Source organism: Streptomyces sp. NPDC034084, from assembly GCF_055575535.1.
In genome coordinates this window covers 179,997-203,782 of sequence record NZ_JBVISK010000008.1, presented here as the reverse complement: position 1 = coordinate 203,782, position 23,786 = coordinate 179,997, and the positions used below count along the sequence as shown (strand labels likewise).

Sequence of the window (23,786 nt, the reverse complement as noted above, 5' to 3'; positions counted from 1 at the left end):
TCGTGATGACGCACCTGCACCGGCGTCCACCGTGACCGGCTGAAGCTGACCGCCCCCTTCCCCCTCGACATCGACCTCACCGCGATCGACGAGATGCAGGCCGGTCCACGAGCAGCCAGCCCGCCAGCGTCAGGGCGACCGCCGCCGGGGCCGTGACCGGGACGGCGATCAGGGTGGCGGAGTGGCCGGTGAGGAGACCGGCGAAGCCGGTCATCGAGAGGCCGAGGACGCCGAAGAGGGCCAGGGTGACGCCCAGGGCGGCGAGCGGCGCGGAGCCGCCCTCGCGGCGGGTCGCCCCGGACTGCTCGAAGCGGCGGAAGACCCACACCAGCAGCGCGGTGAGAAGCCCCGCCGCCGCGAACCGGAGCGGGACCTGCGCCCACCAGGCCGCCGAGGCCGGGGCCGGGAGCCCCACGCCGAGGCCGAGCAGCGCCCCGTACACCCCGAGCATGGCCGTCAGGTGCCACAGGAAGGCCGTCATCGCGATCCCGTTGGCGGCGACCACCGTCCGCCACACCCCGGCGCGGGCGACGAGCCGCGCCCCCGGGCCCTTGAGGAGCTCGACAGCGCCGACCAGCCACAGGCCGTGGCAGAGCAGGGCGAGGGTCGGCGGGGCCATGTTCGACACCTTCTCGCCGGGCATGCCGACCATCGACAGCGGATACGGCCCGAGGGCGACGAGCACGGACGCGCCGACGAGGCCCGCGGCGGCGAGCAGGGCCGGGCGGCGGATCATGCCGTCGGCGCGGAGGAAGCCGAGCTGGTGGACGGCGAGCCATACGAACGCGAAGTTCAGGAACTCGACGAAGGGGACGTCCGCCGCGAACCGCAGCACGTCCACCGCGACCGCCGCCCCCACCAGCGCGCCGAACGCACCCCAGCCCCACCGCTCGTGCAGCCGCAGCAGCGGCGGCGTGAGGGCCACCATCGCGAGATAGATCCCGATGAACCACAGCGGCTGCGTGACGAGCCGCAACGCGACCCCGGTGAGCCCGCCGTCGGCGCCGGACAGCTGGAGCACCAGCGCGGCCGCGCCCCACACCCCGGCGAACACCATCGTCGGCCGCAGCAGCCGCTGGAGCCGGGCCCGCAGGAAGGCCGCGTACCGGGGGCGGGAACGGTGGGCGAGGGCGTGCGAGAAGCCGCCGACGAAGAAGAACACCGGCATCACCTGGAACACCCAGGTCACCACCTGGAGCTCCGGCACGACGGCGAGCAGGTTGCCGACCTGCCCGTCGGCGGTGACGGCCGCCATCAGCCAGTGGCCGAGGACGACGACCGCGAGCGAGGCGACCCGGAGCAGATCGACGTACCGGTCCCGCGTCGCCGGTGTGGCGGCGGCGAGTTCACGCGCGCTGATTCCCATACGGGCACGGTGCCGCGCGCACCCGGCGGGCCGACAGGGCGCGCGTACTCAACCACCGGCTGAGTACGCCGCCGGGCAGGCCAACCGGCCCCATGCCGTCGACCACGCGGGCGACCTCCCGGCCAGGGCTGCCGGGCTCTGCGGGCGGCGAGACGCCAGCCTCTCCTCAGGTCACCCCCCACCCGAGGAGAAGCCCATGTCGAGACACCCACGCCTGACCGCCGTCGCCGTGGCCACGGCCGCCCTCACCGTGCTCGCCGCAGGACCCGCGTCGGCCGGCGACCCGACCGTGACCGACCCCCGGGTCGTCGCCCACTTCGACTTCGCCGCCGGACAGACCCCGGAGAACATCGCCCTCGAACCCGACGGCTCGGCGGACCTGACGTTCGCCTTCGCCCGGCAGGTCGCCCGGGTCACCAAGGCCGGCGAGACGACGATCCTCGCCACCCTGCCCGCGGTCGCGAACCCGCAGACCCCGGGCCTCGGCGCGGCGATCGTCACGGGCATCGCCCGCGCCCACGACGGCACCCTGTACGTCAACTACGCGACCGGCACCGCCGAGACCGGCGTCTGGCGGATCCGCCCCGACGGCGGCGCGCCCGAGCAGATCGCGCAGCTCCCGGCCGACGGGTTCCCCAACGGCCTCGCCCTCGACGAGAAGTGCGACAGCCTGTACGCCGCGGACTCGGCGCGCGGGGTGGTCTGGCGCGTACCCCTGGACGGCGGGGAGCCGACGGTCTGGGCCTCCGGAGCGGCGCTCCAGCCGACCGCCGAGCTGCCCTTCGGCGCCAACGGCCTCAAGCTCCACGACGGCGCCGTCTGGGTGTCGAACTCCGCGCGCTCGACCCTGCTGCGCATCCCGTTCCAGGAGGACGGGACCGCCGGCCCGATCGAGACCAGGGCGACCGGGCTCACCGGCATCGACGACTTCACGTTCACCGGGCACGGCGACACGGCCCTGGCCGCGCTGATCATGGAGAACAAGCTGGAACTGGTCCGCCCCGACGGCACGCACAAGACGGTCCTCACCGCGGCGGACGGCCTCGACAACCCCACCTCGGTGGCGGTCCGCGCCAAGACCGTCTACGTCCCCAGCGCGGCCTACTTCACCACCCCGAACCCGGACCCGAACCTGCTGCTGGCGCGCATCAGCAGGAACAAGCTCTAGCCGAGAACGACCGCGCCGGGCGCCGGTGAGGTCGCCACCCGGGCCGTGCGGCAGGTGCCGGAGGCGGTGAGGGCGGTGGCTACCGTGGCCGCCGTTTCCGCGTCCTTCACCAGGAACGCCGTCGTCGGGCCCGAGCCGGAGACCAGGGCCGCGAGGGCGCCCGCGTCCGTGCCGGCCGTCAGGGTCGCGGCGAGCGAGGGGCGCAGGGACAGCGCCGGGGCCTGGAGGTCGTTGGCGAGGGCGCCCGCCAGGGCGGCGGTGTCGCCGGTCCGCAGGGCCTCCAGGAGGACGGGGGACGCGGCCGGCTCGGGGACGTCGGTGCCCTCGGCGAGGCGGTCGAACTCGCCGAACACCACCGGGGTCGACAGCCCGCCGTCGGCGACGGCGAACACCCAGTGGAAGGCGCCGCCGACCGGCAGCTCCGTCAGCCGCTCGCCGCGCCCGGTGCCGAGCGCCGCCCCGCCGACGAGGCTGAAGGGCACGTCGGAGCCGAGCTCCGCGCAGATCTCCAGGAGCACGTCACGGGGCGTGCTCAGGCCCCAGAGCGCGTCGCAGGCGAGCAGCGCGCCCGCGCCGTCCGCGCTGCCGCCCGCCATGCCGCCGGCGACCGGGATGTCCTTCTTGATGTGCAGGTGCACGTCGGGGGAGATGCCGTGCCGGGCGGCGAGCAGCTCGGCGGCGCGCGCGGCGAGGTTGGTGCGGTCCAGCGGCACCTTGTCGGCGTCCGGGCCCTCGCAGGTGATCGTCAGCTCGTCGGCGGGGGTCGCCGTCACCTCGTCGTACAGGGAGACGGCGAGGAAGACGTTCGCCAGGTCGTGGAAGCCGTCGGGGCGGGCCGCGCCGACCGCGAGCTGCACGTTGACCTTGGCGGGCACCCGTACGGTCACGCTCACCGCTGCTTCGCCTCCGCGATCCGCGCGAACTCCTCCACCGTCAGCGCCTCGCCGCGCTCCTGCGGCGAGATCCCGGCCTTCACGAGGGCCTCCTCCGCCGCCGCCGGCGAGCCCGCCCAGCCCGCGAGGGCCGCGCGCAGGGTCTTGCGGCGCTGCGCGAAGGCGGCGTCGACGACCGCGAAGACCTCCTGCCGGGTGGCGGTGGTCGCGAGGGGTTCGGTGCGGCGGACGAGGGAGACGAGCCCGGAGTCGACGTTCGGCGCGGGCCAGAACACGTTGCGGCCGATGGCGCCGGCGCGCTTGACCTCCGCGTACCAGTTGGCCTTGACGGAGGGGACCCCGTACACCTTGTTCCCCGGCTTGGCCGCGAGCCGGTCGGCGACCTCGGCCTGGACCATGACGAGGGTCCGCTCGATGCTCGGGAACCTCTCCAGCATGTGGAGCAGGACGGGCACGGCCACGTTGTACGGCAGGTTCGCGACGAGCGCGGTCGGCGGCGGGCCCGGGAGCTCCTCGACGTGCATCGCGTCGGAGTGGACGAGCGCGAAGCGGTCGGCGCGGGCGGGCATGCGGGCGGCGATCGTGGCGGGCAGCGCGGCGGCGAGCACGTCGTCGATCTCGACGGCCGTCACGCGGTCGGCGGCCTCCAGGAGCGCCAGGGTGAGGGAGCCGAGTCCGGGGCCCACCTCCACGACCACGTCCTCGGGCCGTACCCCGGCCGTGCGGACGATCCGCCGGACGGTGTTGGCGTCGATGACGAAGTTCTGGCCCTTCTGCTTCGTGGGGCGCACGCCGAGGGCGGCGGCCAGCTCACGGATGTCGGCGGGGCCGAGGAGGGCGTCGGGGCTTTCGGGGCCGGTGGTGGTGCTCACCGGTACAGCCTAGGCCCTGTCCGGCGCGCGCTCACCGGGACGGCCCGGCCCCGCCCCGGGCGTGCTCACCGGTACAGCCGGCGGCCGCAGTGGGGCCACGGGCTCGCCCCCCGCTGCACGTACAGCTTCTTCGCGCGGAACGTCTGCTCGGCGGCGGGCGCGTTCTGGGCGGTGCCGCTGCCGCCGAGGGAGTGCCAGGTGCCGGGGTCGAACTGGTAGAGCCCGCCGTACGTCCCCGAGGGGTCGACCGCGTTCGGCCGGCCGCCGGACTCGCAGGCGGCGAGCGCGCCCCAGTCGAGGCCGTCGGCGCCGGCGACGGAGGCGGGCAGCGGCCGGGTGCCGACCCGGACCTTGCGGCTGACGGGCTCGCGGACGATCTCCTCCCCGGTCCTGCGGGGCCGCTGTCCCACGCCGTTGACCGTGCGCAGGCTGTACGTGACGCGGCGGACGCCCGGGACGCCCTGCCGTTCGACGACCTCGGTCCCGGCGAAGAGCGCGGGGTCGCGGACCCGCTCGACGGCGTACGGGACGGGCTCCTCCCGCACCTGCCGGGAGGCGGTGATCCGCATGACGTTCACCGTCTGACCGTCGCGGGGGAAGGAGTCGGCCGGTACGGAGGTGGTGTCCTGCCCGGAGAGCGTGATCCCGGCCTCGGCGAGGGCTTCCCGGACGGTGGCGGCGTTGGTACGGACGGTCCGCTCGCGCCCGTCGGCGAGGAAGGTGACGGCACGCTCGGTGCGGACGTCGAGGGCGAGGCCCTGGCGGGAGATCGCGGCGCCGCGGGAGACCGAGAGGTAGGCGCCCTCCGCGCGGACGCCGAGCTGGCGCAGCGCCCCCTCGACGGTCGCGGCGGTCGTCCAGACCTGGCGGCGCCGCCCGTCGAGGGTGAGGGCGACCGGCCTGCCGTACCGGACGACGATCTCGTCGCCGCTGGCGAGGGCCTCGGCGGGGCCGGGGGCGACGATGTCGTGGGCGCCGACGGCGACGCCCTCGTCGGCGAGGAGTTCCGCGACGTCGTCGGCGAAGGTGTGGAGGGTGCGGGGGCGGCCGTCGACGGAGAGCTCGACGGCCTTGTCGTCGGCGACGAAGGCGCTGGTGCCGCCGGCGAGGAAGGCGACGACGAGGGCTTGCGGGACGAGCTTCCGCAAGCCCTCGCCCGAGGTCTTGCGACGGCGGGCCGCGCGGCGGGTCCCGGTTCGCGAGCCCTGCCCCGGGACGGTCCCGGAGGCGGTCTCGGGGGCGATCCCCGGGGCGGGTCCCGGGCGGTTCGCGGGGCCCGGTCCGGGGACGACGAGCGGCGCCGCCTGGGTCGGCTGCTCGTGGACGGACAGGGTCGCGGCCCGCCGTCCGGCGCGGTGACTGCCCTGGGAAGTGCTCACGAGGCCGGGACCCTAGCCCGCCCCGGTGTCACTCCACGCGTCGACCCGACTACGACACGTAACCGTTATGCATCAGTAATCGAAGGCACGGGCCGTGTTCACGGCGATGGCCTCGGCCAGCTCGTTCTCCCCGATCCCCCGCACCTCCGCCATGGCCCGGACGGTGACCGGGATCAGGTAGGGGGCGTTCGGGCGGCCCCGGAAGGGCGCCGGGGTGAGGAAGGGCGCGTCGGTCTCGACGAGGACCAGTTCCAGCGGGGCGGTCGCCAGGGCGTCCCGCAGCGGCTGGGCGTTCTTGAAGGTGACGTTGCCGGCGAAGGACATGTAGTAGCCCTTGGCCGCGCAGATCTCGGCCATGGCGGCGTCGCCGGAGTAGCAGTGGAAGACGGTCCGCTCGGGGGCGCCCTCCTCGTCCAGGACGCGCAGCACGTCTGCGTGGGCCTCCCGGTCGTGGATGACGAGGGCCTTGCCGTGGCGCTTGGCGATCTCGATGTGGGCGCGGAAGGAACGCTCCTGCGCGGCGATGCCCTCCGGCCCGGTGCGGAAGAAGTCGAGGCCGGTCTCGCCGACCCCGCGGACGTACGGCAGGGCGGCGAGCCGGTCGATCTCGGTGAGGGCGTCGTCGAGGGCCGCGTCGCCGCCGCCCTCACGGGCGCCCTGGCGGGACCGGCCGTCGGGGTCCCCGAGAACGATCCTGGGGGCCTCGTTGGGGTGCAGCGCGACGGCCGCGTGCACGTTCTCGTGGGCGGCGGCCGTCTCGGCGGCCCACTGCGAGCCCTTCACGTCGCAACCGACCTGGACGACCGTGGTCACGCCGACGGCGGCGGCCTTGACCAGGGCCTCCTCGACGGTCCCGGACTGCAGGTCCATGTGGGTGTGCGAGTCCGCGACCTCCACGAGGAGGGGTTCGGGCAGCGGCGGCGGGGCGTCCTTGGCACTCATGGCCCCGATCGTACGAGGGCCATGAGCGCCACCGCTCGGGGTTACCGGTGCCGGCCCCTACTGGCGACGGCGGAAGGGGTGGAAGAGGTCCGACAGGTGCCAGTTGTGCGGCACCGGCGGGTTCCCCAGGGTCTCCTCGGTCAGCTCCTGGCCGATGGGCCCGGCCGGCGAGACGGGCTTCGTCGCCCGCGCCCCGTGTTGGTGCTTCTCGGTCGCGGCGATCAGGTCGAGCACCGACGACACCTGCCCCGCGCGCATGATGCGGACGACGTGGCCGCCGCAGTTCATGCAGGTGGGGCTGGACAGCGGGGACGGAACCCGCTCTCCGTCGGCCTTGTAGACGACGAATTCCTGGCCGGCGGCGTCGACGTGGTGCTCGATGTCGTACGCCTGCTCCCAGCCGTATCCACAGCGCATGCAGGCGAAGGCGTACGCCTCATGGGCGACGGATATGCCGGTGCCGGTGATCTCGCTCATGCCAGCTCCTCTCCACTGATCAGTGGACGCCTTTTCGGGCCGGAGCGCATCAGCGCGGGACGAACCATGGAAGGCTTTTGGCCCTTCCCTTGCCAAGCGCCCAAGGAAGAGTCCCGGCGCCGGTTTCGGCTTTGCCTTTCAGGTTAGCTCTTTACCCTTTCCAGGGCCTGACGCGTCCGCGTTCTTTGCCGCCACCACGGCATCGAACACCTCCCGCTTGGGAAGTCCCGCCTCGGCCGCGACCGCGGCGATCGCCTCCTTGCGGCGCTCCCCCGCCTCCTCGCGCACCCGCACCCTGCGCACCAGCTCCTCCGCGTCGAGTTCGGCGGGGCCGGTCTCGGGGGCGCCCTCGACGACGACGGTGATCTCGCCCCGTACGCCGTCCTTCGCCCATTCCGCGAGCTCGCCGAGAGGGCCGCGCTTGACCTCCTCGTACGTCTTGGTCAGCTCGCGGCAGACGGCGGCCCGGCGCTCGGCGCCGAACACCTCGGCCATCGCGGCGAGCGTGTCGTCGAGCCGGTGCGGGGCCTCGAAGTAGACGAGGGTCCTCTTCTCCCCGGCGACCTCGCGCAGCCGTCCCAGGCGCTCGCCCGCCTTCCTCGGCAGGAAGCCCTCGAAGCAGAAGCGGTCCACGGGCAGACCGGAGAGGGCGAGGGCGGTGAGCACGGCGGACGGGCCGGGGACGGCCGTCACCTTGATGTCCTGCTCGACGGCGGCGGCGACGAGCCGGTAGCCGGGGTCCGAGACGGACGGCATGCCCGCGTCGGTCACGAGCAGCACTCGCGCCCCGCCGACCAGCGCCTCGACCAGTTCCGGCGTACGGGCGGACTCGTTGCCCTCGAAGTACGAGACGACCCGGCCCGTGGTGTGGATGCCGAGCGCCCGGGTGAGACCGCGCAGCCTCCGGGTGTCCTCGGCGGCCACGATGTCCGCGCTCTGCAGTTCGGTGGCGAGCCGCGGCGGGGCGTCCGCGATGTCACCGATGGGGGTCCCTGCGAGTACCAGCGTTCCTGTCACACGGGACATCCTCCCAGCCCGGACAGGCGACGCGCACAGGAGCGTTCCCTACGATGGCGCGGTGACCAGTACCGCACCCGAGGCCCTGGAGGGCCAGCACCCCGTGGCGGCGCCCGTGGCAGAGCCCTCTTCGTGGCAGCGGAGGCTGCGGCGCTTCGGCTACACGCCGCCGGCCCCGGACACCGCGCCCATCGGGCTGTGCGAGCGGCTCGTCCCCTCGTACACCCGCCCCTCCGAGCGGACGTGGTCGCTCCTCGGCATCGGCCCCGGCCGCGCCGAGCGGCTGTGGCGGCTCCTCGCCTGGGGCGGCCCGCTCCTGGTCACGGCGGTCGCGGGGCTGCTGCGGTTCTGGAACCTGGGCAAGCCGCGCGCGGTGATATTCGACGAGACGTACTACGCCAAGGACTCCTGGGCCCTGATCAACCAGGGGTACGAGGGGGCGTGGCCGAAGGACATCGACAAGACGATCCTGAAGGACCCGGGGTCGGTCCTGATCCCGACCGACCCTGGGTACGTCGTCCACCCGCCGATGGGCAAATGGGTGATCGGCGTCGGCGAGAAGCTGTTCGGTTTCGAGCCGTTCGGCTGGCGCTTCATGGTGGCGCTGCTCGGCACGCTCTCCGTGCTGATGCTGTGCCGGATCGGCCGCCGTCTCTTCCGCTCGACGTTCCTCGGCTGCCTGGCGGGCCTGCTGCTCGCCGTCGACGGGCTGCACTTCGTGATGAGCCGCACCGCGCTGCTCGACCAGGTGCTGATGTTCTTCGTGCTGGCCGCCTTCGGCTGCCTCGTCCTCGACCGGGACCGGACGAGGAAGCGGCTCGCCGCCGCCCTCCCCGAGGACGAGGAGGGCGTCCTGCGGCCCGACGCGGAGATCGCGGAGACCCTGCGCCTGGGGTGGCGGCCGTGGCGGCTGGCGGCCGGAGTGTCCCTGGGCCTCGCGGCGGCGACCAAGTGGAACGGCCTGTACGTGATGGTCGCCTTCGGCCTGCTCACCGTCCTGTGGGACGTGGGCGGCCGCCGCACGGCCGGCGCGGTCCGCCCGTACGTCGCGGTGATCAAGAAGGACCTGGTCCCGGCGTTCGTGTCGGTGGTGCCGGTGGCCCTGGCCACGTACCTGGCGACGTGGACCGGCTGGCTGGTCAGCGACAAGGGCTACTTCCGCCACTGGGCCGAGGACCACGACAAGGCGGTCGGCGGCGGCCTCTGGGGCTGGCTCCCGGACTGGCTGCGCAGCCTCTGGCACTACGAGTCCGAGGTGTACACGTTCCACGTCGGCCTGACCTCGCCGCACACCTACCAGTCGAACCCCTGGTCCTGGATCGTCGTCGGCCGCCCCGTCTCGTACTTCTACGAGTCCCCGGCGCCCGGCACGGCGGGCTGCCCGGCGACCGCGAAGGAGAAGTGCGCCCAGGAGGTGCTGGCCCTCGGCACCCCGCTGCTGTGGTGGGCGGCGTGCTTCGCGATCCTGTACGTCCTGTGGCGCTGGGCCTTCCGCCGCGACTGGCGCGCGGGCGCGATCGCCTGCGGCATCGCGGCCGGCTGGGTCCCCTGGTTCCTTTACCAGGAACGCACCATCTTCCTTTTCTACGCGGTCGTCTTCGTGCCTTTCCTGTGCCTGGCGGTGGCCATGATGCTGGGCGCGCTCATCGGCCCCCGCGGCTCCTCGGAAAGACGCCGCACATTCGGCGCGGTGGCGGCGGGATGTCTCGTGCTGCTCATCGTCTGGAATTTCATCTACTTCTGGCCCATCTACACCGGCACTCCCATTCCCCTGGACCAGTGGAGAAGCCGGATGTGGCTGGACACCTGGGTGTAGCGGGGGAATCACGGCGGGAGGGCGCGACGGGTGGTCGCGCCCTCCCGCTTGTGGCCCTGACGCCGGTGGCCGACGCCCGATCCCCCGGTTGCGCCGGATTCGTACAACCATCCGCACGCTCAAGAGTCATGTAGAGCGAGTGCGCCGTAGGCGTGTTCGCTTCGTTTCCAGGGGGAATCCACATGACTCACCGCATATCCCTGCGAGCCCGCGTGCTTCCGGCCGTGGCCGCCGCCGGGCTGCTCGTGCCCGTCGTCGCGGGCGCGGCTCCCGCTTCCGCCGCCACCGCGCCGCAGGTCAGCTGCACCTCGGGCAAGGCCGGGCTCGCCGCCAAGCTGCAGAGGGACATCACCGCCGCCCTCGCCACGCGCACCGGTACCGTCGCCGTCGGCCTGCGCGACCGCACCACGAACACCACCTGCACCCTGCGCGCCACGGTCTCGTACGACTCGGCCAGCGTCGTGAAGGTGACCGTCCTCGCCACGCTCCTCTGGGACGCCAAGAAGCACAACCGGTATCTGACCTCACGCGAGTCCGAGCTCGCCACCGCCATGATCACCAAGTCCGACAACGCGGCCACCACCTCCCTGTGGAACCAGCTCGGTGTCGCCAAGGTGAAGGGCTTCCTGGCGGCTGCCGGCATGACCCGGACCGTGCCGGGATCCGGCGGCTACTGGGGGCTCACCCGGATCAACGTCACCGACGAGCAGCGGCTGCTCTCGCTGATCACCGCCGGGAACTCGGTCCTCACCGACAACTCCCGCGCCTACATCCTCAAGCTCATGGGGAACGTCATCGCCTCGCAGCGGTGGGGGACCCCGGCCGGCGCGCCCTCCTCCGTGGCCGTGCACGTCAAGAACGGCTGGCTGCAGCGCGCCACGCGCGGCTGGCGCGTGCACAGCGTCGGCACGTTCAAGGGCGGCGGCCACGACTACACCGTCTCCGTCCTCACGGACGGCAACAGCACGATGAACTACGGGGTGAACACGATCCAGGCCGTGGCCAAGGTGATCCACCGGGACCTGATCCCGACCGCGACCGCCGCGTCCCGCTACACGCCGACCGCCACGCCCAGGGAGGCGTACGTCGCGGTGCCCCGGGGCTGACGCCCTGGGCGGGTGTGGTGCGGCCGTCTCCCCCGCGCGGGGGAGACGGCCGGACCGTACGGGCGATCCGCCGCCGGGCACGCTCCACGAGGGTGGAGCCATGGCACCGAGACTCCTTCACCGGCCCCCGGCCGTCGGCGACACCGAACGGCCCGTTCCCCGCTGGGCGACGAGCCTGGCCCACGCCCTTCCGCTGCTCCTGCTGCCGTCGTGTCTGTGGCGGCTGCCCTTCGCGCTGCACTTCGAGATGGGGCAGATCCAGGAGGTCGCCATGCCGACCCACTGGGTGACCATCCCCTACGTCCTCACGCTCAGCGTGCTCACGGAGGCGACCGCGATCCTGGCCCTCGGACTCGTACGGGGCTGGGGCGAGGTGGCTCCGGCCTGGATCCCGGTCATCGGCGGGCGGCGCGTCCGGCCCCTCGCCGCCACCGTCCCCGCCGTCCTCGGCGGACTGGTCCTGACCGTGCTGTTCACCGACGTCCCGGTCGGCGACGGCCGCAGGCTCACGGCGTTCGGCGTCATCGACACCGTCGACTACACGAGCGACGCCTGGCAGGCGCTCGCGACGGTGTGCGTCTCCCCGACCGCCGTGTGGGGGCCCGCCGTCATCGCCCTCGCGGTCGCCTACCACCGCCGCCGGCGCGCGACGGGGCCGGCGGAGGCGGTTTGACGGATGTGACGGATGTTGCTCGACACCCGAACGTCCCGACTGCTTGACTCGTCGGTCCACCTGGGGAGGGGAGGCGCAGTCATGCGCGGTGGGGTCAAGGTCGCGGTCGTCGGGGGCGTGTTCGCCGTCGTGGCGGGCGGCGTCGGGTACGGGGGCTACAACCTCTGGAACGGCGTCACCGGCGGCGAGGCCGGGACCCGTTCCGAGGCCGCGCCGAAGACGGGGCCGGTCACCCCCGACGAGGTCACGGCCACCGCGAAGGACTTCCTGGCCGCCTGGGCCGCCGGGGAGCCCGAACGGGCGGCCCAGCTGACGAACGACCCGGTCACGGCGGGACCGGCGGTCGCCGCGTACCGCGAGGAGGCGAAGGTCTCGAAGGCGACGATCACGCCCGGGACGCCCGTCGGGGCGAGGGTGCCGTTCACCGTGAAGGTGACCCTCACGTACGAGGACGTGTCCAAGGACTGGTCGTACGCCTCCGAACTGACCGTCGTGCGCGGCCAGACCACCGGACGCCCGCTCGTGAAGTGGCAGCCGAGCATCCTCCACCCGAAGCTGACCTCCGCCGGCACCCTGCGGACCGGCGTCGCGAAGACCGCCGAGGTGAAGGCCGTCGACCGCGACGGCCTGGAGCTGACGCCGGAGAAGTACCCCTCGCTCGGGCCGGTCCTGGCCGAACTGCGCAAGCGGTACGGGGCGAGGGCGGGCGGTACGGCCGGCGTCGAGACGTACATCGACGCGGACGGCGAGGCCGTCGCCGACACCACGCTCCTCGTCCTGTCGAAGGGGAGGCCGGGCAGACTGAGGACGACGATCGACGCGGGGGTGCAGGGGGCGGCGGAGAAGGCGGTCAAGGGGTTCGGCTCGGCCTCGGTGGCCGCGATCGAGCCGTCCACGGGGGCGATACGGGCGGTCGCCAACAATCCGGTCACCGAGTTCAACACCGCCCTTCAGGGCCAGCAGGCCCCCGGCTCCACGATGAAGATCGTCACGGCGGCGATGATGATGGAGCACGGTGTGGCCGGGCCGGGTGACAAGGTCGAGTGTCCCCCCGACGTGATGTCGAGGGGCAGGACCTTCCACAACCTCAAGGACTTCAGCATCACCGACGCCACCCTCACCGACGCGTTCCGTCGCTCCTGCAACACCGCCTTCATCAAGGCGATACGCCCCCTCAGCGACAAGAACGTCGCGGACACCGCCCTCGGCACGACCGCCCGGCGCTGGTTCGGCATCGGCCAGGAATGGAACATCGGGGTCGGGGCCTGGGACGGCTCCGTGCCCGAGTCGGCCGGGAGCGAGACGCCCGCCTCGTACATCGGCCAGGGCAAGATCACGATGAGCGCCCTGAACGTCGCCTCGCTCTCCGCGACGGCGAAGAACGGCCGATTCCTCCAGCCGTACCTGGTGTCGAAGGAGCTCGACGACCGCGAGTTCGCCCACGCGGAGCCGCTCCCCGACGAGGTCGCCAGGGGATTGCGCCTGATGATGGAGGCGGCGGCCACGACCCGGCTCGGCACCGCGACGGACGCGATGGCCGGGGTCCCGTCCCCCAAGGGCGCCAAGACCGGCTCCGCCGAGGTCGACGGCCAGTCCACGTCGAACAGCTGGTTCACCGGCTACTCGGGCGACCTCGCGGCGGCGGCCGTCGTCCAGGCGGGCGGCCACGGCGGCGACGCGGCGGGCCCGGTGGTCGCGCGGGTGCTCAAGGCGGGCTGACCGCTCTCCGGAACCCGGTCGCGTGCCCCGTACACCGACCGCTAGCGTGCGGGCCATGACGACTGACGAGGACACCGCTTCCGCCGCCCACCCCCGGTTCGCCGCCGCCCTCCGGGAGTTGGGGCTCGACGTCGAGATCCGCCGTTTCCCGGACGAGACCCGCACCGCCCAGCAGGCCGCCGAGGCCATCGGCTGCGAGGTGGCCGAGATCGTGAAGTCGCTGGTCTTCGCGGCCGACGGGGTGCCGGTGCTCGTCCTGATGGACGGCGCGTCACGGGTGGACGTCGAGCGGGTACGGCGGGAGCTCGGCGCGGAGAAGGTGACCCGGGTGGACGCGAAGGTGGTCCGCGAGACGACGGGGTACGCGATCGGGGGCGTGCCGCCGTTCGGGCACCGCACCCGGACGCGGGTCCTCGCCGACCGGGGCATCCTCGACCACGCCGTGGTGTGGGCGGCGGCCGGCACCCCGTACACGGTCTTCGCGATGGACCCGAAGACGCTGGTGACGCACGCCGGCGGCACCCTCGTGGACGTCCGCGAGACCTCCGCGTGACGCCTCTCGTCACGCTCGCGGTCCTCATCGCGGCCGTCACGCACGCCGGGTGGAACGCGATCGCGCACGGCATCAAGGACCAGTTGCTCTCGTTCACGCTGATCTCCGGCGGCGGGGCGCTGATCGGCATGGCCGTCGCCTGTTTCGCACCGCTGCCGGCGGCGGGGGCGTGGCCGTACCTGATCGCCTCCGCGCTCCTCCACATCGGCTACTACGCCCTGCTGATGCGGTCGTTCTCGCTCGGGGACTTCGGCCAGATGTACCCGATCGCACGCGGTACGGCTCCGCTCGTCGTCACCGTCCTCGCGGCGGTCTTCGTGCACGAGGTGCCGGGGGGCTGGCAGTTGCTCGGGGTGGCGGTGGCCAGCGCGGGCCTGACGGGCCTGGCCCTGTGGGGCATCCGGGGCAAGGACACCCGCCCGCACTGGCCGGCGCTCCTGGCGGCGGGCGCGACGGGCCTGGCGATCGCCCTGTACACGGTCGTCGACGGCGTCGGCGTCCGCGCCTCCGGCACCCCGCTGGGCTACATCGCGTGGCTGATGATCCTGGAGGGCCTGGCGATCCCGGCGTACGCCCTGTGGACCCGCCGCGCGGCCCTCCTCCCCCAACTCCGCCCGTACGCGCCCCGGGGCCTCCTCGGCGCGGCCCTCTCGGTCACGGCGTACGCCCTCGTCCTCTGGGCCCAGACGAAGGCTCCCCTGGCCCCGATCGCCGCCCTCCGCGAGTCCTCGATCATCGTGGGCGCGGCCATCGGCGCCGTCTTCTTCAAGGAACGCTTCGGCGCCCCGAGGGTCGCGGCGGCGGGGCTGATGGTGCTGGGAATCGGGTTGATGCTGCACGCGGGGTGAGCCGCCGCGCCTCCCCCGGCGGGGGCACGGCGGGTCCTCGCCGTCGGACGCCGGCGCCCAGGACCCGGGTCACGTGCCGACGCGGCTGGACGGCGTCCGCGAGGAGATCACCCGGGACCGGCGCGCCCTGGCCCTGTGGGGGTGTCCTCGCCCAGTACCTCCGCGAAGTGGGTGTTCACCGCCAGCAGGCCGCCGTCCACGCGGAGGGTCGTGCCCGTGATCCAGGAGGCGTCCGTGGAGGCCAGGAAGGCCACCGCCGCCGCCACGTCCTCCGGGGTGCCGACGCGGCCCAGCGGGTAGACCCGGGTGGCCAGTGCGGTGAGGTCGGCTTCCCGGCCCGCCCAGGCCGTGGTCGCGATCGTGCCCGGGTTGATCTGGTTGACCCGGACCCCGCGCGGCGCCGCGTCGCCCGCCAGGGTGCGGGTGAGGGACGCGAGGCCCGCCTTGGCCGCGCTGTACGCGTGGCCGCCGAAGTCCGTCTCCGCGTTGACCGAGCCGATCGTGACGATCGCCCCGCGCCCGCCGGCCGCCGCGAGGTGCGGGAGGGCCGCACGGGCGCAGCGGACGGCGCCCATCAGCGTCACGTCCAGCTGGCCGCTCCAGCCCTCGTCCGGCTCGTCCTCGAAGCGCTCGCGGTCGGGCGCGACGGGAGCGAGGGCGTTGCTGACGAGGACGTCGAGGCCGCCGAAGGTCTTCACCGCGTACGCGACGGCCGCGTCGACCGACGCCTGGTCGCCGACGTCGCAGCGCGACGCCACCGCCCCCGGCAGCCGATCCGCCGTCCTCCGGGCCGCCTCCTCGTCGATGTCCGTGACCAGGACCCGCGCGCCCTCCGCCGCGAGCCGCCGGGCGGTGGCCGCGCCGATGCCGCGCGCCGCGCCCGTGACCAGTACCGCGTACCCCTCGAGGCGTTTCGTGAGATCCATGGTCCGATCCCAGCATCCCGTGAAACATTCTCGCAACATCGCGTTCATCGAATTCACGGACGAATGGCCAGAGAACGCTGACTCGCGACCATTCGGCCAGGGCCGAAAGCCTTTGACACCCGTCCTGTTCGAATACCACGATCTACCCCGCCGACGACCGCTTTCCGGACCCAGGGGGAAACAAATGACTTCGCAGCAGCATGTGGACGATTCGCGCGAGACGTACGAGTCCGGTGTCGAGGAGATCTGCGAATCCCTTTCCTCCCGGAGCTTCGACCTGATCTCCGGCGACAAGGTGAAGTCGCTCCTCCTGCGGCGCTCCGCGACCGCGCTCGACGACCTGGAGCCCTTCCGCGAGAGCTGGTCCCGCATGCCGCTCGACGGGTACATGGCGGACGGCGGGCGCTACCGCCGTCGCCGGCACGCGACGCTCAGCGCGCCCCGGGCGAGCGCCGACTACCGCGTCGAGCCCCACCAGCCGCACTACCAGGGCCTCGACTACAACAACCTCAACGGCGGCGTGGCCCGGCACTACGAGCCGTTCGAGGACGAGATGCTGCGCGGCCGCACGATGGACAGCCTGCTCACGCTGGGCTGCGACATCTTCGGCCGCCTCGCCCCGTACTCGGGCTGGCACATCGAGGCCCACCAGTTCCGCATCGAGGTGAACGGCGAGGAGGTCGGCCTGCCGACCCCCGAGGGCGTCCACCGCGACGGCGTCACCTTCGTCCTGATGGCGATGATCGGCCGCTCCAACGCCATCGGCGGCGAGAGCACCGTCTTCAACCTGGACAAGCAGCCGGTGGAGAAGTTCTCCCTCACCGACCCCCTCGACGTGGCTCTCGTCAACGACGAGCGGGTCTACCACGGCGTCACGCCCATCGAGCAGGTGGACCCCGCCGCCCCGGCCTCGCGCGACGTGCTGGTGATCACCTACCGTCACAAGCCCTGACGGTTGTCCGGTGCGGGGGCCGCCACCACGGCGGCCCCCGCACCCGCTTACCACCTGAGTGAGAAGACGGGAAAATGGGTCAGCTAATCGCCGTAGCGGTCATCACCATTCTGGCAGTCATCAGTCCCGGCGCGGACTTCGCGATGACCGTCCGGAACAGCTATCTGTACGGGCGGACCGCCGGCGTTCTCGCTGCCGTCGGCATTTCCCTGGGTGTTCTCGTCCACGTCACCTACACCATGCTGGGCGTGGGCCTTCTGGTGTCCCGGACCCCGATGCTTTTCACCGCGATGAAACTGGTCGGCGCCGCCTACCTGGTGTACATCGGGTACAAGACCTTCGTCGCCAAGGCCCAGGTCGACATCGACCTGTCGAACGACGCCGGCCTCTCGAAGGCCGGGGCGCTGCGCACCGGATTCCTCACGAACGCGCTCAACCCGAAGACCATGCTCTTCGTGCTGAGCACCTACACCCAGGTCGTCAGCGCCGACACCCCGGTCTTCCAGCAGGTCGGCTACGGCCTGTTCATGTCGCTCGCGCACCTGGTGTGGTTCGCGCTGGCGGCCGTGCTCTTCTCCAACCAGAGCCTGCGGACCCGGCTGTTGCAGCGGCAGAGGGTGCTCAACAAGGTCATCGGGTCCGTGCTCGTCGGGCTCGGGATGGTGCTGGCCCTGACGCCGTCGGTCGCCTGACGCCAGGCCCTCAGACCGTCGAGACCGTCTCCACGCGCGGCTCCGCGATCGTCCGGTAGTCCTCGGTGGACAGGGCGAGCGAGCGGTCGAGCCGGGCCGCGTTGAAGAAGAACTCCGGGTGGACCAGCAGGTCCGGGTCCACGATCAGTTCGAGGCGCTCGTCGAAGGCGAACGGGAGGATCGTGCCGCTCGGCGAGCCCGCGAGCTCCTCGGCGATGTCCGGGGAGGCGAAGGAGACGTACGTGCCGCCGTACAGCGCCTTCACGGCGTTCAGGTCGATGCGCCGGTCGCCCGGCACGACGACGAGTGCGAAGCGCTTCTCCTTCTTGCCGATCTTCACCATGGCGATGATGCACTTGGCCGCCCGGTCGAGCGTGTGGCCCCGCAGCGCGCTGACCGCCTCGGTGGCGCCCTCGGGGGCGTGCTCGATCACCCGGTAGGCCGCGCCGCGCTCGTCGAGCAGGGCGAGCAGCTTCTCGTACGTCTCGTGCGTCTCGTCGGTGCCGTTCACAACGCCCGTGCCGTCCGTGGTCATTCGGTTCCTCCCGGTTTCAACTGGTTTACTTCTCCGGCGCGTTGACCCTACGCCGGTCGTCCATGTGCCGGAGCAGCGCGACACCCGCGTCGTCCAGTTCGTACAGCACGCGTACGCCGTCCCTGCGGCGCCGCACCACGCCCGCGGCGACCAGGGCGGTGAGGTGCTCGGAGACCGTGCTCGGGGCGAGGCCCAGCGAGGCGGCCAGGTCCGAGGTGGTGGTGGGTGCGGCGAGGCCGCGGACGACGCCGGCCCGGCTGCGGCCGAGCAGGATCTCCAGGCGGTCCCCCCGCGCGGGCCCCTCGGCGAGACCGCGCCGGCCCGGCGGCGCCGTCTCCCCGAGCAGGACGGCGGCCCCCTCGGCCTGGTAGGCGACGGCGGTCGTGCCGTCCGGGGCGGACGCGGAATACGGGGCTCCCCTGCCGAACACCAGGGGGACGAGGACGAGCCGGGAGACGTCCGGCGCCGGGGTCCGGCCGCTCGCCCCCGTGCCGTGCAGCCTGAGGACGTCACCGTGCCGGGAGAGCCGGCGCCCGCGCAGGGAGCCGAGCAGCCGCTCGGGACCCTGGGTGGCGAGGATCCGGGCGCGCAGCAGGATGTCCTCCTCGGTCGCGACCCGTAAGGGCGCCGCGTACGGCTCCAGGGCCGCCCGCCAGTACCGGGGCAGGAACTCGCGGAGCTCGGCGAGACGGGCCCGCGGATCCGCGTACAGGGGTCGTACCTCGGCGGGGACGCCCTGCGGGAACCACTGCTCCAGCTCCTCCCGGACGCGGGCCGGGGGGACGGCGGCGAGGGCCGCGAGGTCCGCCGTCAGGTCGCCCCGGGACGCGCAGGGGACGACGAGGAGGAACGAGGGGAGGGCGCCGCCGCGGGAGCGGTACAGATGGACGAGCCAGCCCGGGATGGTCACCTCGGCCCGGGTCAGCGAACGGCGGGCCGCCCGGTCCCAGTTGGTGTACGGCCAGGGCGCGAGCCCACGCCGTGAGGAGAGCAGCCCGATGCTGCCGTACGTCTCCCAGAGCCGGCTGTCGGCGATCCGGACCGTTCCGTATCCGGACCGCCGCAGCGGAATCTCGATCACCACGCACCCCCGCGCCCGCCCCACCGGTCGTGTGGAGCGGGCACACGGTATCGGCCGGCCGGCCGGGGAACTGCCCCGCGAGCGCTCACAATGTCAAGTCGTCGGGCGCCGGCGGCGATTCATCGTCCGGGGAGGACGCTCAGCCCGTCACCGACGCCACCGCCCGCACCAGGGCCTGGGCCCGCGGGTCGGCCGTGACCGTCTTGCGCATGCCGTTGGTGACGTACCCGAAGGCGATCCCGGCGTCCGGGTCGGCGAAGCCGAGGGAGCCGCCGCGGCCGGGGTGCCCGAAGGAGGAGGGGCCGAGGAGCGGGGAGGCCGGGCCGTGCAGCATGTGCCCGAGGCCGAAGCGCGTGCCGACGACCAGCACCTTGTCCGGGCCCGCCGACTCCTCGGTGCGGGCGAGGGTGAGGGTGGCGGGGGCGAAGAGGCGTGCGGCGCCGTCGACGGGGCCGAGGGTGGCGGCGTAGAAGCGGGCGAGGGCGCGGGCGGTGGCGACGCCCGCCGAGCCGGGCAGTTCGGCGGCCCGGTAGACGGGGTCGTTCTCGTCGGGCTTGGGGTCGATGACGCCGAAGGCGCGCCGGGTGAGGGAGTCCGGGTCCTGGTAGGCCTCGGTGACGGAGCGCTTGGGGCGGAGCCTGAGCGCGCCGCCGCCGGGCGGGTCGACCTCCTCGACGTGGCCGAGCCGGCCGACCCGGTGGGTCTCGGCGTCGGGCAGGCCGATCCACAGGTCGAGGCCGAGGGGGCCGGCGATCTCCTCGGCGACCCAGCGGCCGATGGTGCGGCCGGTGACCCGGTGGACCAGGCCGGAGAGCAGCCAGCTGAAGGTGTGGGCGTGGTAGCCGTGGGCGGTGCCGGGCTCCCAGACGGGGGCCTGGGCGGCGATCGCGGCCGTCGCCGTGTCCCGGTCGACGGCCTCGGCGAGGCTGAGCGGCCGGTCGAGGACGGGCACCCCGGCCCGGTGGGCGAGGAGCTGGCGTACGGTCACGCGCTCCTTGCCGTGGGCCTTGAACTCGGGCCAGTACGAGGCCACGGGGGCGTCCAGGTCGAGCTGCCCGCGCTGGTGCAGGAGGAGGGGGACGGCGGCGGCGACGCCCTTGGTGGCCGAGCGGACGATCTGGGCGGTGTCTTCGGACCACATGACGTCGCCGTCGACGTCCTTGGTCCCCGCCCACAGGTCGACGACCTTGACGCCGTCCCGGTGGACGGCGACGGCGGCGCCGCGCTCGCCCCGCTGCTCGAAGTTGCGCAGGAACGCGTCCCTGACCGGCTCCCAGCCCGCCGCCACCGTGCCCTGGACGTCCACCTGACCCACACATCCTTTCGTACGACCGGCTCCCATGGTGCAACGTGAGGGGAGAAGGCCGGATTCCGGGGTCGGGTGGACGTCCGGTGCCGTCAGACGAGGTGGATCGTGAAGCGCCTCGTGCCCGCAGCGATCGTGTCGGCGTGGACCGAGCCACGGGCCTTCTCGTACTTACCGGTGCCGCGGGGTGATCGCGTTGTCGAACGAGGGGGGAGGGCCCGGGTTGAGGATGCCGAAGTACATCCCCTGCGCGGTGAGCTGGCCGTCCCGGAGCGTGCCGGCGCGACCCACCGGCAGATGCGACCGGTCGGACCAGTCGGACCGCCCGGATCAGCCGACGGAGCTCGGTACGAAGCCGAACGGCAGCTCCAGGCGGTGCCGGGCCATCAGCTCCTCGTCGGCGAGGATCCCGGCGGTCGGCCCGTCGGCGGCGATCACGCCCTCGCTGAGGATCACCGAGCGCGGGCAGAGCTCCAGGGCGTACGGCAGGTCATGGGTGACCATCAGGACGGTGACGTCCAGCGCCCGGAGGATGTCGGCGAGCTCGCGGCGCGAGGCCGGGTCCAGGTTGGACGACGGCTCGTCGAGGACGAGGATCTCCGGCTCCATGGCGAGGACCGTCGCGACGGCGACCCGGCGGCGCTGCCCGAAGGAGAGGTGGTGCGGGGGCCGGTCGGCGAACTCCGCCATGCCGACCCGCGCGAGGGCCTTCCCCACGACGGCTTCCAGCTCGGCGCCCCGCACGCCGGCCGCCGCCGGGCCGAAGGCCACGTCCTCGCGGACGGTCGGCATGAACAGCTGGTCGTCCGGGTCCTGGAAGACGATGCCGACCTTGCGCCGGATCTCGGCCATGTGCTTCTTGCCGACGGGCATCCCGGCGACGGTGACGGTGCCCGCGCCACCGGCGAGGATGCCGTTGAGGTGGAGGACGAGAGTGGTCTTGCCGGCGCCGTTGGGGCCGAGGAGGGCGACCCGTTCGCCGCGCCCGACGGTCAGGTCGACACCGAAGAGGGCCTGGTGGCCGTCGGGGTACGCGTACGCGAGTCCGCGCACTTCCAGCGAGGCGGTCATAGGGTCCATCCCAGGAGGCAGATCAGGAGGGCGGAGAGCGGCAGCGCGGCAGCGCGCGCCCACTGGGCGCGGGTGGCGGTCACCTCGTCGATGACCGGCATGGTGCCGCTGTAGCCGCGGCTGACCATGGCGAGGTGGACGCGTTCGCCGCGCTCGTACGAGCGGATGAAGAGCGCACCGGCGGACTTGGCGAGGACGCCCCAGTGGCGGACGCCCTTCGCCTCGAAGCCGCGTGAGCGGCGGGCGACGGACATGCGGCGCATCTCGTCGGTGATGACGTCGCCGTACCGGATCATGAACGAGGCGATCTGGACGAGCAGCGGCGGGAGCTTCAGCCGCTGGAGGCCGAGGATCAGGGCCCGCAGCTCGGTGGTGGAGGCGAGGAGCACGGAGGCGGCGACGCCGAGGGTGCCCTTGGCCAGGACGTTCCAGGCGCCCCACAGGCCGGGGACGCTCAGCGACACCCCGAGGACCGTGGTCTGCTCACCGGGGACCACGAACGGCATGAGCAGCGCGAAGGCGACGAACGGGATCTCGATGAGCAGCCGCTTCAGCAGGAAGCCGGCCGGGATCCGGGCCTTCGCCGCGACGGCCGCGAGGAGCACGGCGTAGAGAGCGAAGGCCCAGACGGCCTCGCGGGGCGTCGAGACGACGACCACGACGAAGCCGAGGACGGCGGCGAGCTTGGTGTGCGGGGGCAGCTCGTGGACCGGCGACGTGGCGTGCCGGTAGAGCTTGTGCGCGTGCCCCGCCCCCATGTCACGCCTCCACGGCGGCGGCGGTCCTGCGGCGGCGGACGACCCAGAAGGCGCCGGTGCCGACGGCGAGGGTCGCGCCGACGCCGATCGCGCCGGCGAGGCCGCCGGAGAGCCGGGGGGCCTCGATGCCCTTGACGCCGTAGTCGGCGAGCGGGGAGTCCGCGGCGGCGTGCTCCTCGACGTTCTTGTCGATGCCCTTGTCGGCGGCGACCTTCTCCAGGCCGTCGGGGCTGGCGGAGGCGTAGAAGGAGACGAAGCCGGCGAGGACGAGGGCGGTGACCACGCCGCCGATCCACAGCTTCCTCGGGGAGCCGGCGGCCGCAGGGGCGGCGGCGGGGGCGGCGTCGACCAGTTCGCCGTCGACGCGGAGCTTGAGCGGGGCGGTGAGGCCGCGCGCGCCGTACACGAGGTCGGGGCGGACGGCGACGACGGCGCCGACGGTCAGCATGGTGATGACGGCCTCGCCGACGCCGATGAGGACGTGCACGCCGACCATGGCCGTGAGGACCCTGGAGACGGGGACGTCGGTGGTGCCGCCGATCGCGTAGATGAGGGTGAAGACGGCGGCCGCGGCCGGCACGGAGACGAGCGCGGCGGCGAACGAGGCCACGGTCACGGAGCGGCGGGTGCGCGGCAGGACGAGGACCAGGCCGCGGAAGAGCGCGTAGGCCACGACGACGGTGACGACGCCCATGACCGTGATGTTCACGCCGAGGGCGGTGAGACCGCCGTCGGCGAAGAGGATGCCCTGCATGAGCAGGACGACGGCGATGCACAGGACGCCGGTCCAGGGCCCGACGAGGATCGCGGCGAGCGCACCTCCGAGGAGGTGGCCGCTGGTCCCGGCGGCGACCGGGAAGTTCAGCATCTGGACGGCGAAGATGAAGGCGGCGACGAGGCCGGCCAGCGGCGCGGTCCGCTCGTCCAGCTCGCGGCGGGCTCCGCGCAGGCTGACGGCGACGGCGCCGGCGGCGACGACACCGGCGGCGGCCGATACGGGGGCGTTGATGAATCCGTCAGGTACATGCACGTCCGAAATGATAAGGCGCTCCTGCGAATGGGTTGCAAGAGCGCATGGGTCACAGGACGGCGGCGCGCACGGGCGCACGGGGCCGCCCGTGCCGTACGTGACCCCGCGCACACCCGTGGCCCGGCAGGCATGCACCGCGTCCACGACGGGAAGAAGAGGAAGAGATCAGTCGATAAGAGGACAAACTGGGAGGAGCCCCTCATGGCCGCCGCAGACGTTCGCGCAGTCGACGACCATGCCAAGGGACGGATCATCAGCGACGCGCCCCTCTCGCGGCCCGTCCCCGTGGCCCTCCGCTACGACCCCGACTTCTCCCCCGCCACCGTCCGCTTCGTCTTCCCCGGCTCCGTCGAGTGGTCCTTCCCCCGCGCGCTCCTGGAGAAGGGGCTGCGCACCCCGACCCGCCGAGGCGACATCGGCGTCTGGCCCTGCGGCCGGGTGCAGACGGTCGTGGAGCTCCACGAGGACGACGGGGTGACGGTCGTGCAGTTCGACACCGCGGCCCTGATCCGCTTCCTGAAGCACACGTACGCCGCCAGTACGTCGATGACGACACACTGACGGCGTACGGAAGAGGCCTTGCGTCAGACCTCCACGAGGTCACAC

The 23,786-nt window shown here is 73.1% G+C and carries 24 protein-coding genes; 10 read left to right on the top strand and 14 right to left on the bottom strand.

Annotated features, from left to right (window positions below; all coding sequences use genetic code 11):
• Positions 1-76 precede the first annotated feature (76 nt).
• Positions 77-1,366, bottom strand: coding sequence for an acyltransferase family protein (locus tag ACZ51I_RS27675; protein ID WP_468880993.1), 1,290 nt, complete (start codon positions 1,364-1,366; stop codon positions 77-79).
• Between the two features lie 196 nt (positions 1,367-1,562).
• On the opposite strand from ACZ51I_RS27675, the gene ACZ51I_RS27670 reads away from it, so the two are divergent.
• Positions 1,563-2,534: a hypothetical protein gene (locus ACZ51I_RS27670; RefSeq protein ID WP_468880990.1), complete on the top strand. Its 972-nt coding sequence runs from the start codon at positions 1,563-1,565 to the stop codon at positions 2,532-2,534.
• On the opposite strand, the gene ACZ51I_RS27665 is transcribed toward ACZ51I_RS27670, so the two are convergent.
• The 6 genes from ACZ51I_RS27665 to rsmI all read right to left on the bottom strand — a co-directional run bounded on the left by ACZ51I_RS27665 (position 2,531) and on the right by rsmI (position 8,123).
• Entirely contained in the window at positions 2,531-3,427 is an 897-nt protein-coding gene (locus ACZ51I_RS27665; RefSeq protein WP_468880987.1) for a 4-(cytidine 5'-diphospho)-2-C-methyl-D-erythritol kinase, read from the bottom strand. The genes ACZ51I_RS27670 and ACZ51I_RS27665 overlap by 4 nt on opposite strands.
• Positions 3,424-4,299 carry a 16S rRNA (adenine(1518)-N(6)/adenine(1519)-N(6))-dimethyltransferase RsmA gene (gene rsmA / locus ACZ51I_RS27660; protein WP_468880985.1) on the bottom strand — a complete coding sequence of 292 codons (876 nt, stop codon included), beginning with the start codon at positions 4,297-4,299 and terminating at the stop codon, positions 3,424-3,426. The genes ACZ51I_RS27665 and rsmA overlap by 4 nt, the downstream gene beginning before the upstream one ends.
• 65 nt (positions 4,300-4,364) lie before the next feature.
• On the bottom strand, positions 4,365-5,678 hold the full coding sequence (locus tag ACZ51I_RS27655; protein ID WP_468880982.1) for a ubiquitin-like domain-containing protein: 1,314 nt from the start codon (positions 5,676-5,678) through the stop codon (positions 4,365-4,367).
• 72 nt (positions 5,679-5,750) lie between these two features.
• Positions 5,751-6,620, bottom strand: coding sequence for a TatD family hydrolase (locus ACZ51I_RS27650; protein WP_468880980.1), 870 nt, complete (start codon positions 6,618-6,620; stop codon positions 5,751-5,753).
• Positions 6,621-6,677: 57 nt separating this feature from the next.
• Positions 6,678-7,097 carry a hypothetical protein gene (locus ACZ51I_RS27645; protein WP_468880979.1) on the bottom strand — a complete coding sequence of 140 codons (420 nt, stop codon included), beginning with the start codon at positions 7,095-7,097 and terminating at the stop codon, positions 6,678-6,680.
• 138 nt (positions 7,098-7,235) lie between these two features.
• Positions 7,236-8,123, bottom strand: coding sequence for a 16S rRNA (cytidine(1402)-2'-O)-methyltransferase (gene rsmI / locus ACZ51I_RS27640; RefSeq protein WP_468880976.1), 888 nt, complete (start codon positions 8,121-8,123; stop codon positions 7,236-7,238).
• A 52-nt stretch (positions 8,124-8,175) separates the two neighbouring features.
• Here rsmI and ACZ51I_RS27635 point away from each other — a divergent pair, with 52 nt between their 5' ends.
• The 6 genes from ACZ51I_RS27635 (at position 8,176) to ACZ51I_RS27610 (ending at position 14,829) form a co-directional block, all read left to right on the top strand.
• On the top strand, positions 8,176-9,930 hold the full coding sequence (locus ACZ51I_RS27635) for a dolichyl-phosphate-mannose--protein mannosyltransferase (protein ID WP_468880974.1): 1,755 nt from the start codon (positions 8,176-8,178) through the stop codon (positions 9,928-9,930).
• A gap of 182 nt (positions 9,931-10,112) precedes the next feature.
• A complete protein-coding gene (locus tag ACZ51I_RS27630) occupies positions 10,113-11,036 on the top strand; it encodes a serine hydrolase (protein ID WP_468880971.1) in 924 nt (307 codons plus the stop codon).
• A gap of 100 nt (positions 11,037-11,136) precedes the next feature.
• Positions 11,137-11,709 carry a hypothetical protein gene (locus ACZ51I_RS27625; RefSeq protein WP_468880969.1) on the top strand — a complete coding sequence of 191 codons (573 nt, stop codon included), beginning with the start codon at positions 11,137-11,139 and terminating at the stop codon, positions 11,707-11,709.
• An 81-nt stretch (positions 11,710-11,790) separates the two neighbouring features.
• Complete coding sequence (locus tag ACZ51I_RS27620) at positions 11,791-13,428, top strand: penicillin-binding transpeptidase domain-containing protein (RefSeq protein ID WP_468880967.1); 1,638 nt, start codon at positions 11,791-11,793, stop codon at positions 13,426-13,428.
• Positions 13,429-13,483: 55 nt separating this feature from the next.
• Entirely contained in the window at positions 13,484-13,981 is a 498-nt protein-coding gene (locus tag ACZ51I_RS27615) for a YbaK/EbsC family protein (protein ID WP_468880964.1), read from the top strand.
• The gene (locus tag ACZ51I_RS27610; RefSeq protein WP_468880961.1) at positions 13,978-14,829 is read left to right on the top strand and encodes an EamA family transporter; all 852 of its coding nucleotides are present in this window, start codon (positions 13,978-13,980) and stop codon (positions 14,827-14,829) included. Before ACZ51I_RS27615 ends, ACZ51I_RS27610 begins: the two co-directional genes overlap by 4 nt.
• Before the next feature lie 107 nt (positions 14,830-14,936).
• On the opposite strand, the gene ACZ51I_RS27605 is transcribed toward ACZ51I_RS27610, so the two are convergent.
• The gene (locus tag ACZ51I_RS27605) at positions 14,937-15,755 is read right to left on the bottom strand and encodes an SDR family NAD(P)-dependent oxidoreductase (RefSeq protein ID WP_468880958.1); all 819 of its coding nucleotides are present in this window, start codon (positions 15,753-15,755) and stop codon (positions 14,937-14,939) included.
• Positions 15,756-15,939: 184 nt separating this feature from the next.
• Between ACZ51I_RS27605 and ACZ51I_RS27600 the strand changes: the two genes are divergently transcribed.
• Positions 15,940-16,707, top strand: a complete 768-nt coding sequence (locus ACZ51I_RS27600) for a 2OG-Fe dioxygenase family protein (RefSeq protein ID WP_468880956.1) — start codon at positions 15,940-15,942, stop codon at positions 16,705-16,707.
• A 74-nt stretch (positions 16,708-16,781) separates the two neighbouring features.
• Positions 16,782-17,399 carry a LysE family translocator gene (locus ACZ51I_RS27595; RefSeq protein ID WP_468880954.1) on the top strand — a complete coding sequence of 206 codons (618 nt, stop codon included), beginning with the start codon at positions 16,782-16,784 and terminating at the stop codon, positions 17,397-17,399.
• A gap of 10 nt (positions 17,400-17,409) precedes the next feature.
• Here the strand turns inward: ACZ51I_RS27595 and ACZ51I_RS27590 are convergent, their stop codons facing one another.
• The 6 genes from ACZ51I_RS27590 to ACZ51I_RS27565 all read right to left on the bottom strand — a co-directional run bounded on the left by ACZ51I_RS27590 (position 17,410) and on the right by ACZ51I_RS27565 (position 23,180).
• Complete coding sequence (locus ACZ51I_RS27590) at positions 17,410-17,934, bottom strand: YbaK/EbsC family protein (RefSeq protein ID WP_468880952.1); 525 nt, start codon at positions 17,932-17,934, stop codon at positions 17,410-17,412.
• A 25-nt stretch (positions 17,935-17,959) separates the two neighbouring features.
• Positions 17,960-19,018 carry an ArsR family transcriptional regulator gene (locus ACZ51I_RS27585; RefSeq protein ID WP_468880949.1) on the bottom strand — a complete coding sequence of 353 codons (1,059 nt, stop codon included), beginning with the start codon at positions 19,016-19,018 and terminating at the stop codon, positions 17,960-17,962.
• Positions 19,019-19,154: 136 nt separating this feature from the next.
• Positions 19,155-20,357: a serine hydrolase domain-containing protein gene (locus tag ACZ51I_RS27580; RefSeq protein WP_468880947.1), complete on the bottom strand. Its 1,203-nt coding sequence runs from the start codon at positions 20,355-20,357 to the stop codon at positions 19,155-19,157.
• A gap of 294 nt (positions 20,358-20,651) precedes the next feature.
• The gene (locus ACZ51I_RS27575; RefSeq protein ID WP_468880944.1) at positions 20,652-21,392 is read right to left on the bottom strand and encodes an energy-coupling factor ABC transporter ATP-binding protein; all 741 of its coding nucleotides are present in this window, start codon (positions 21,390-21,392) and stop codon (positions 20,652-20,654) included.
• On the bottom strand, positions 21,389-22,150 hold the full coding sequence (gene cbiQ / locus ACZ51I_RS27570) for a cobalt ECF transporter T component CbiQ (RefSeq protein WP_468880941.1): 762 nt from the start codon (positions 22,148-22,150) through the stop codon (positions 21,389-21,391). The genes ACZ51I_RS27575 and cbiQ overlap by 4 nt, the downstream gene beginning before the upstream one ends.
• A 1-nt stretch (position 22,151) precedes the next feature.
• Positions 22,152-23,180: an energy-coupling factor ABC transporter permease gene (locus ACZ51I_RS27565; protein WP_468880939.1), complete on the bottom strand. Its 1,029-nt coding sequence runs from the start codon at positions 23,178-23,180 to the stop codon at positions 22,152-22,154.
• Positions 23,181-23,381: 201 nt separating this feature from the next.
• Here ACZ51I_RS27565 and ACZ51I_RS27560 point away from each other — a divergent pair, with 201 nt between their 5' ends.
• Positions 23,382-23,741: an SsgA family sporulation/cell division regulator gene (locus ACZ51I_RS27560; protein ID WP_468880937.1), complete on the top strand. Its 360-nt coding sequence runs from the start codon at positions 23,382-23,384 to the stop codon at positions 23,739-23,741.
• Positions 23,742-23,786: the final 45 nt, after the last annotated feature.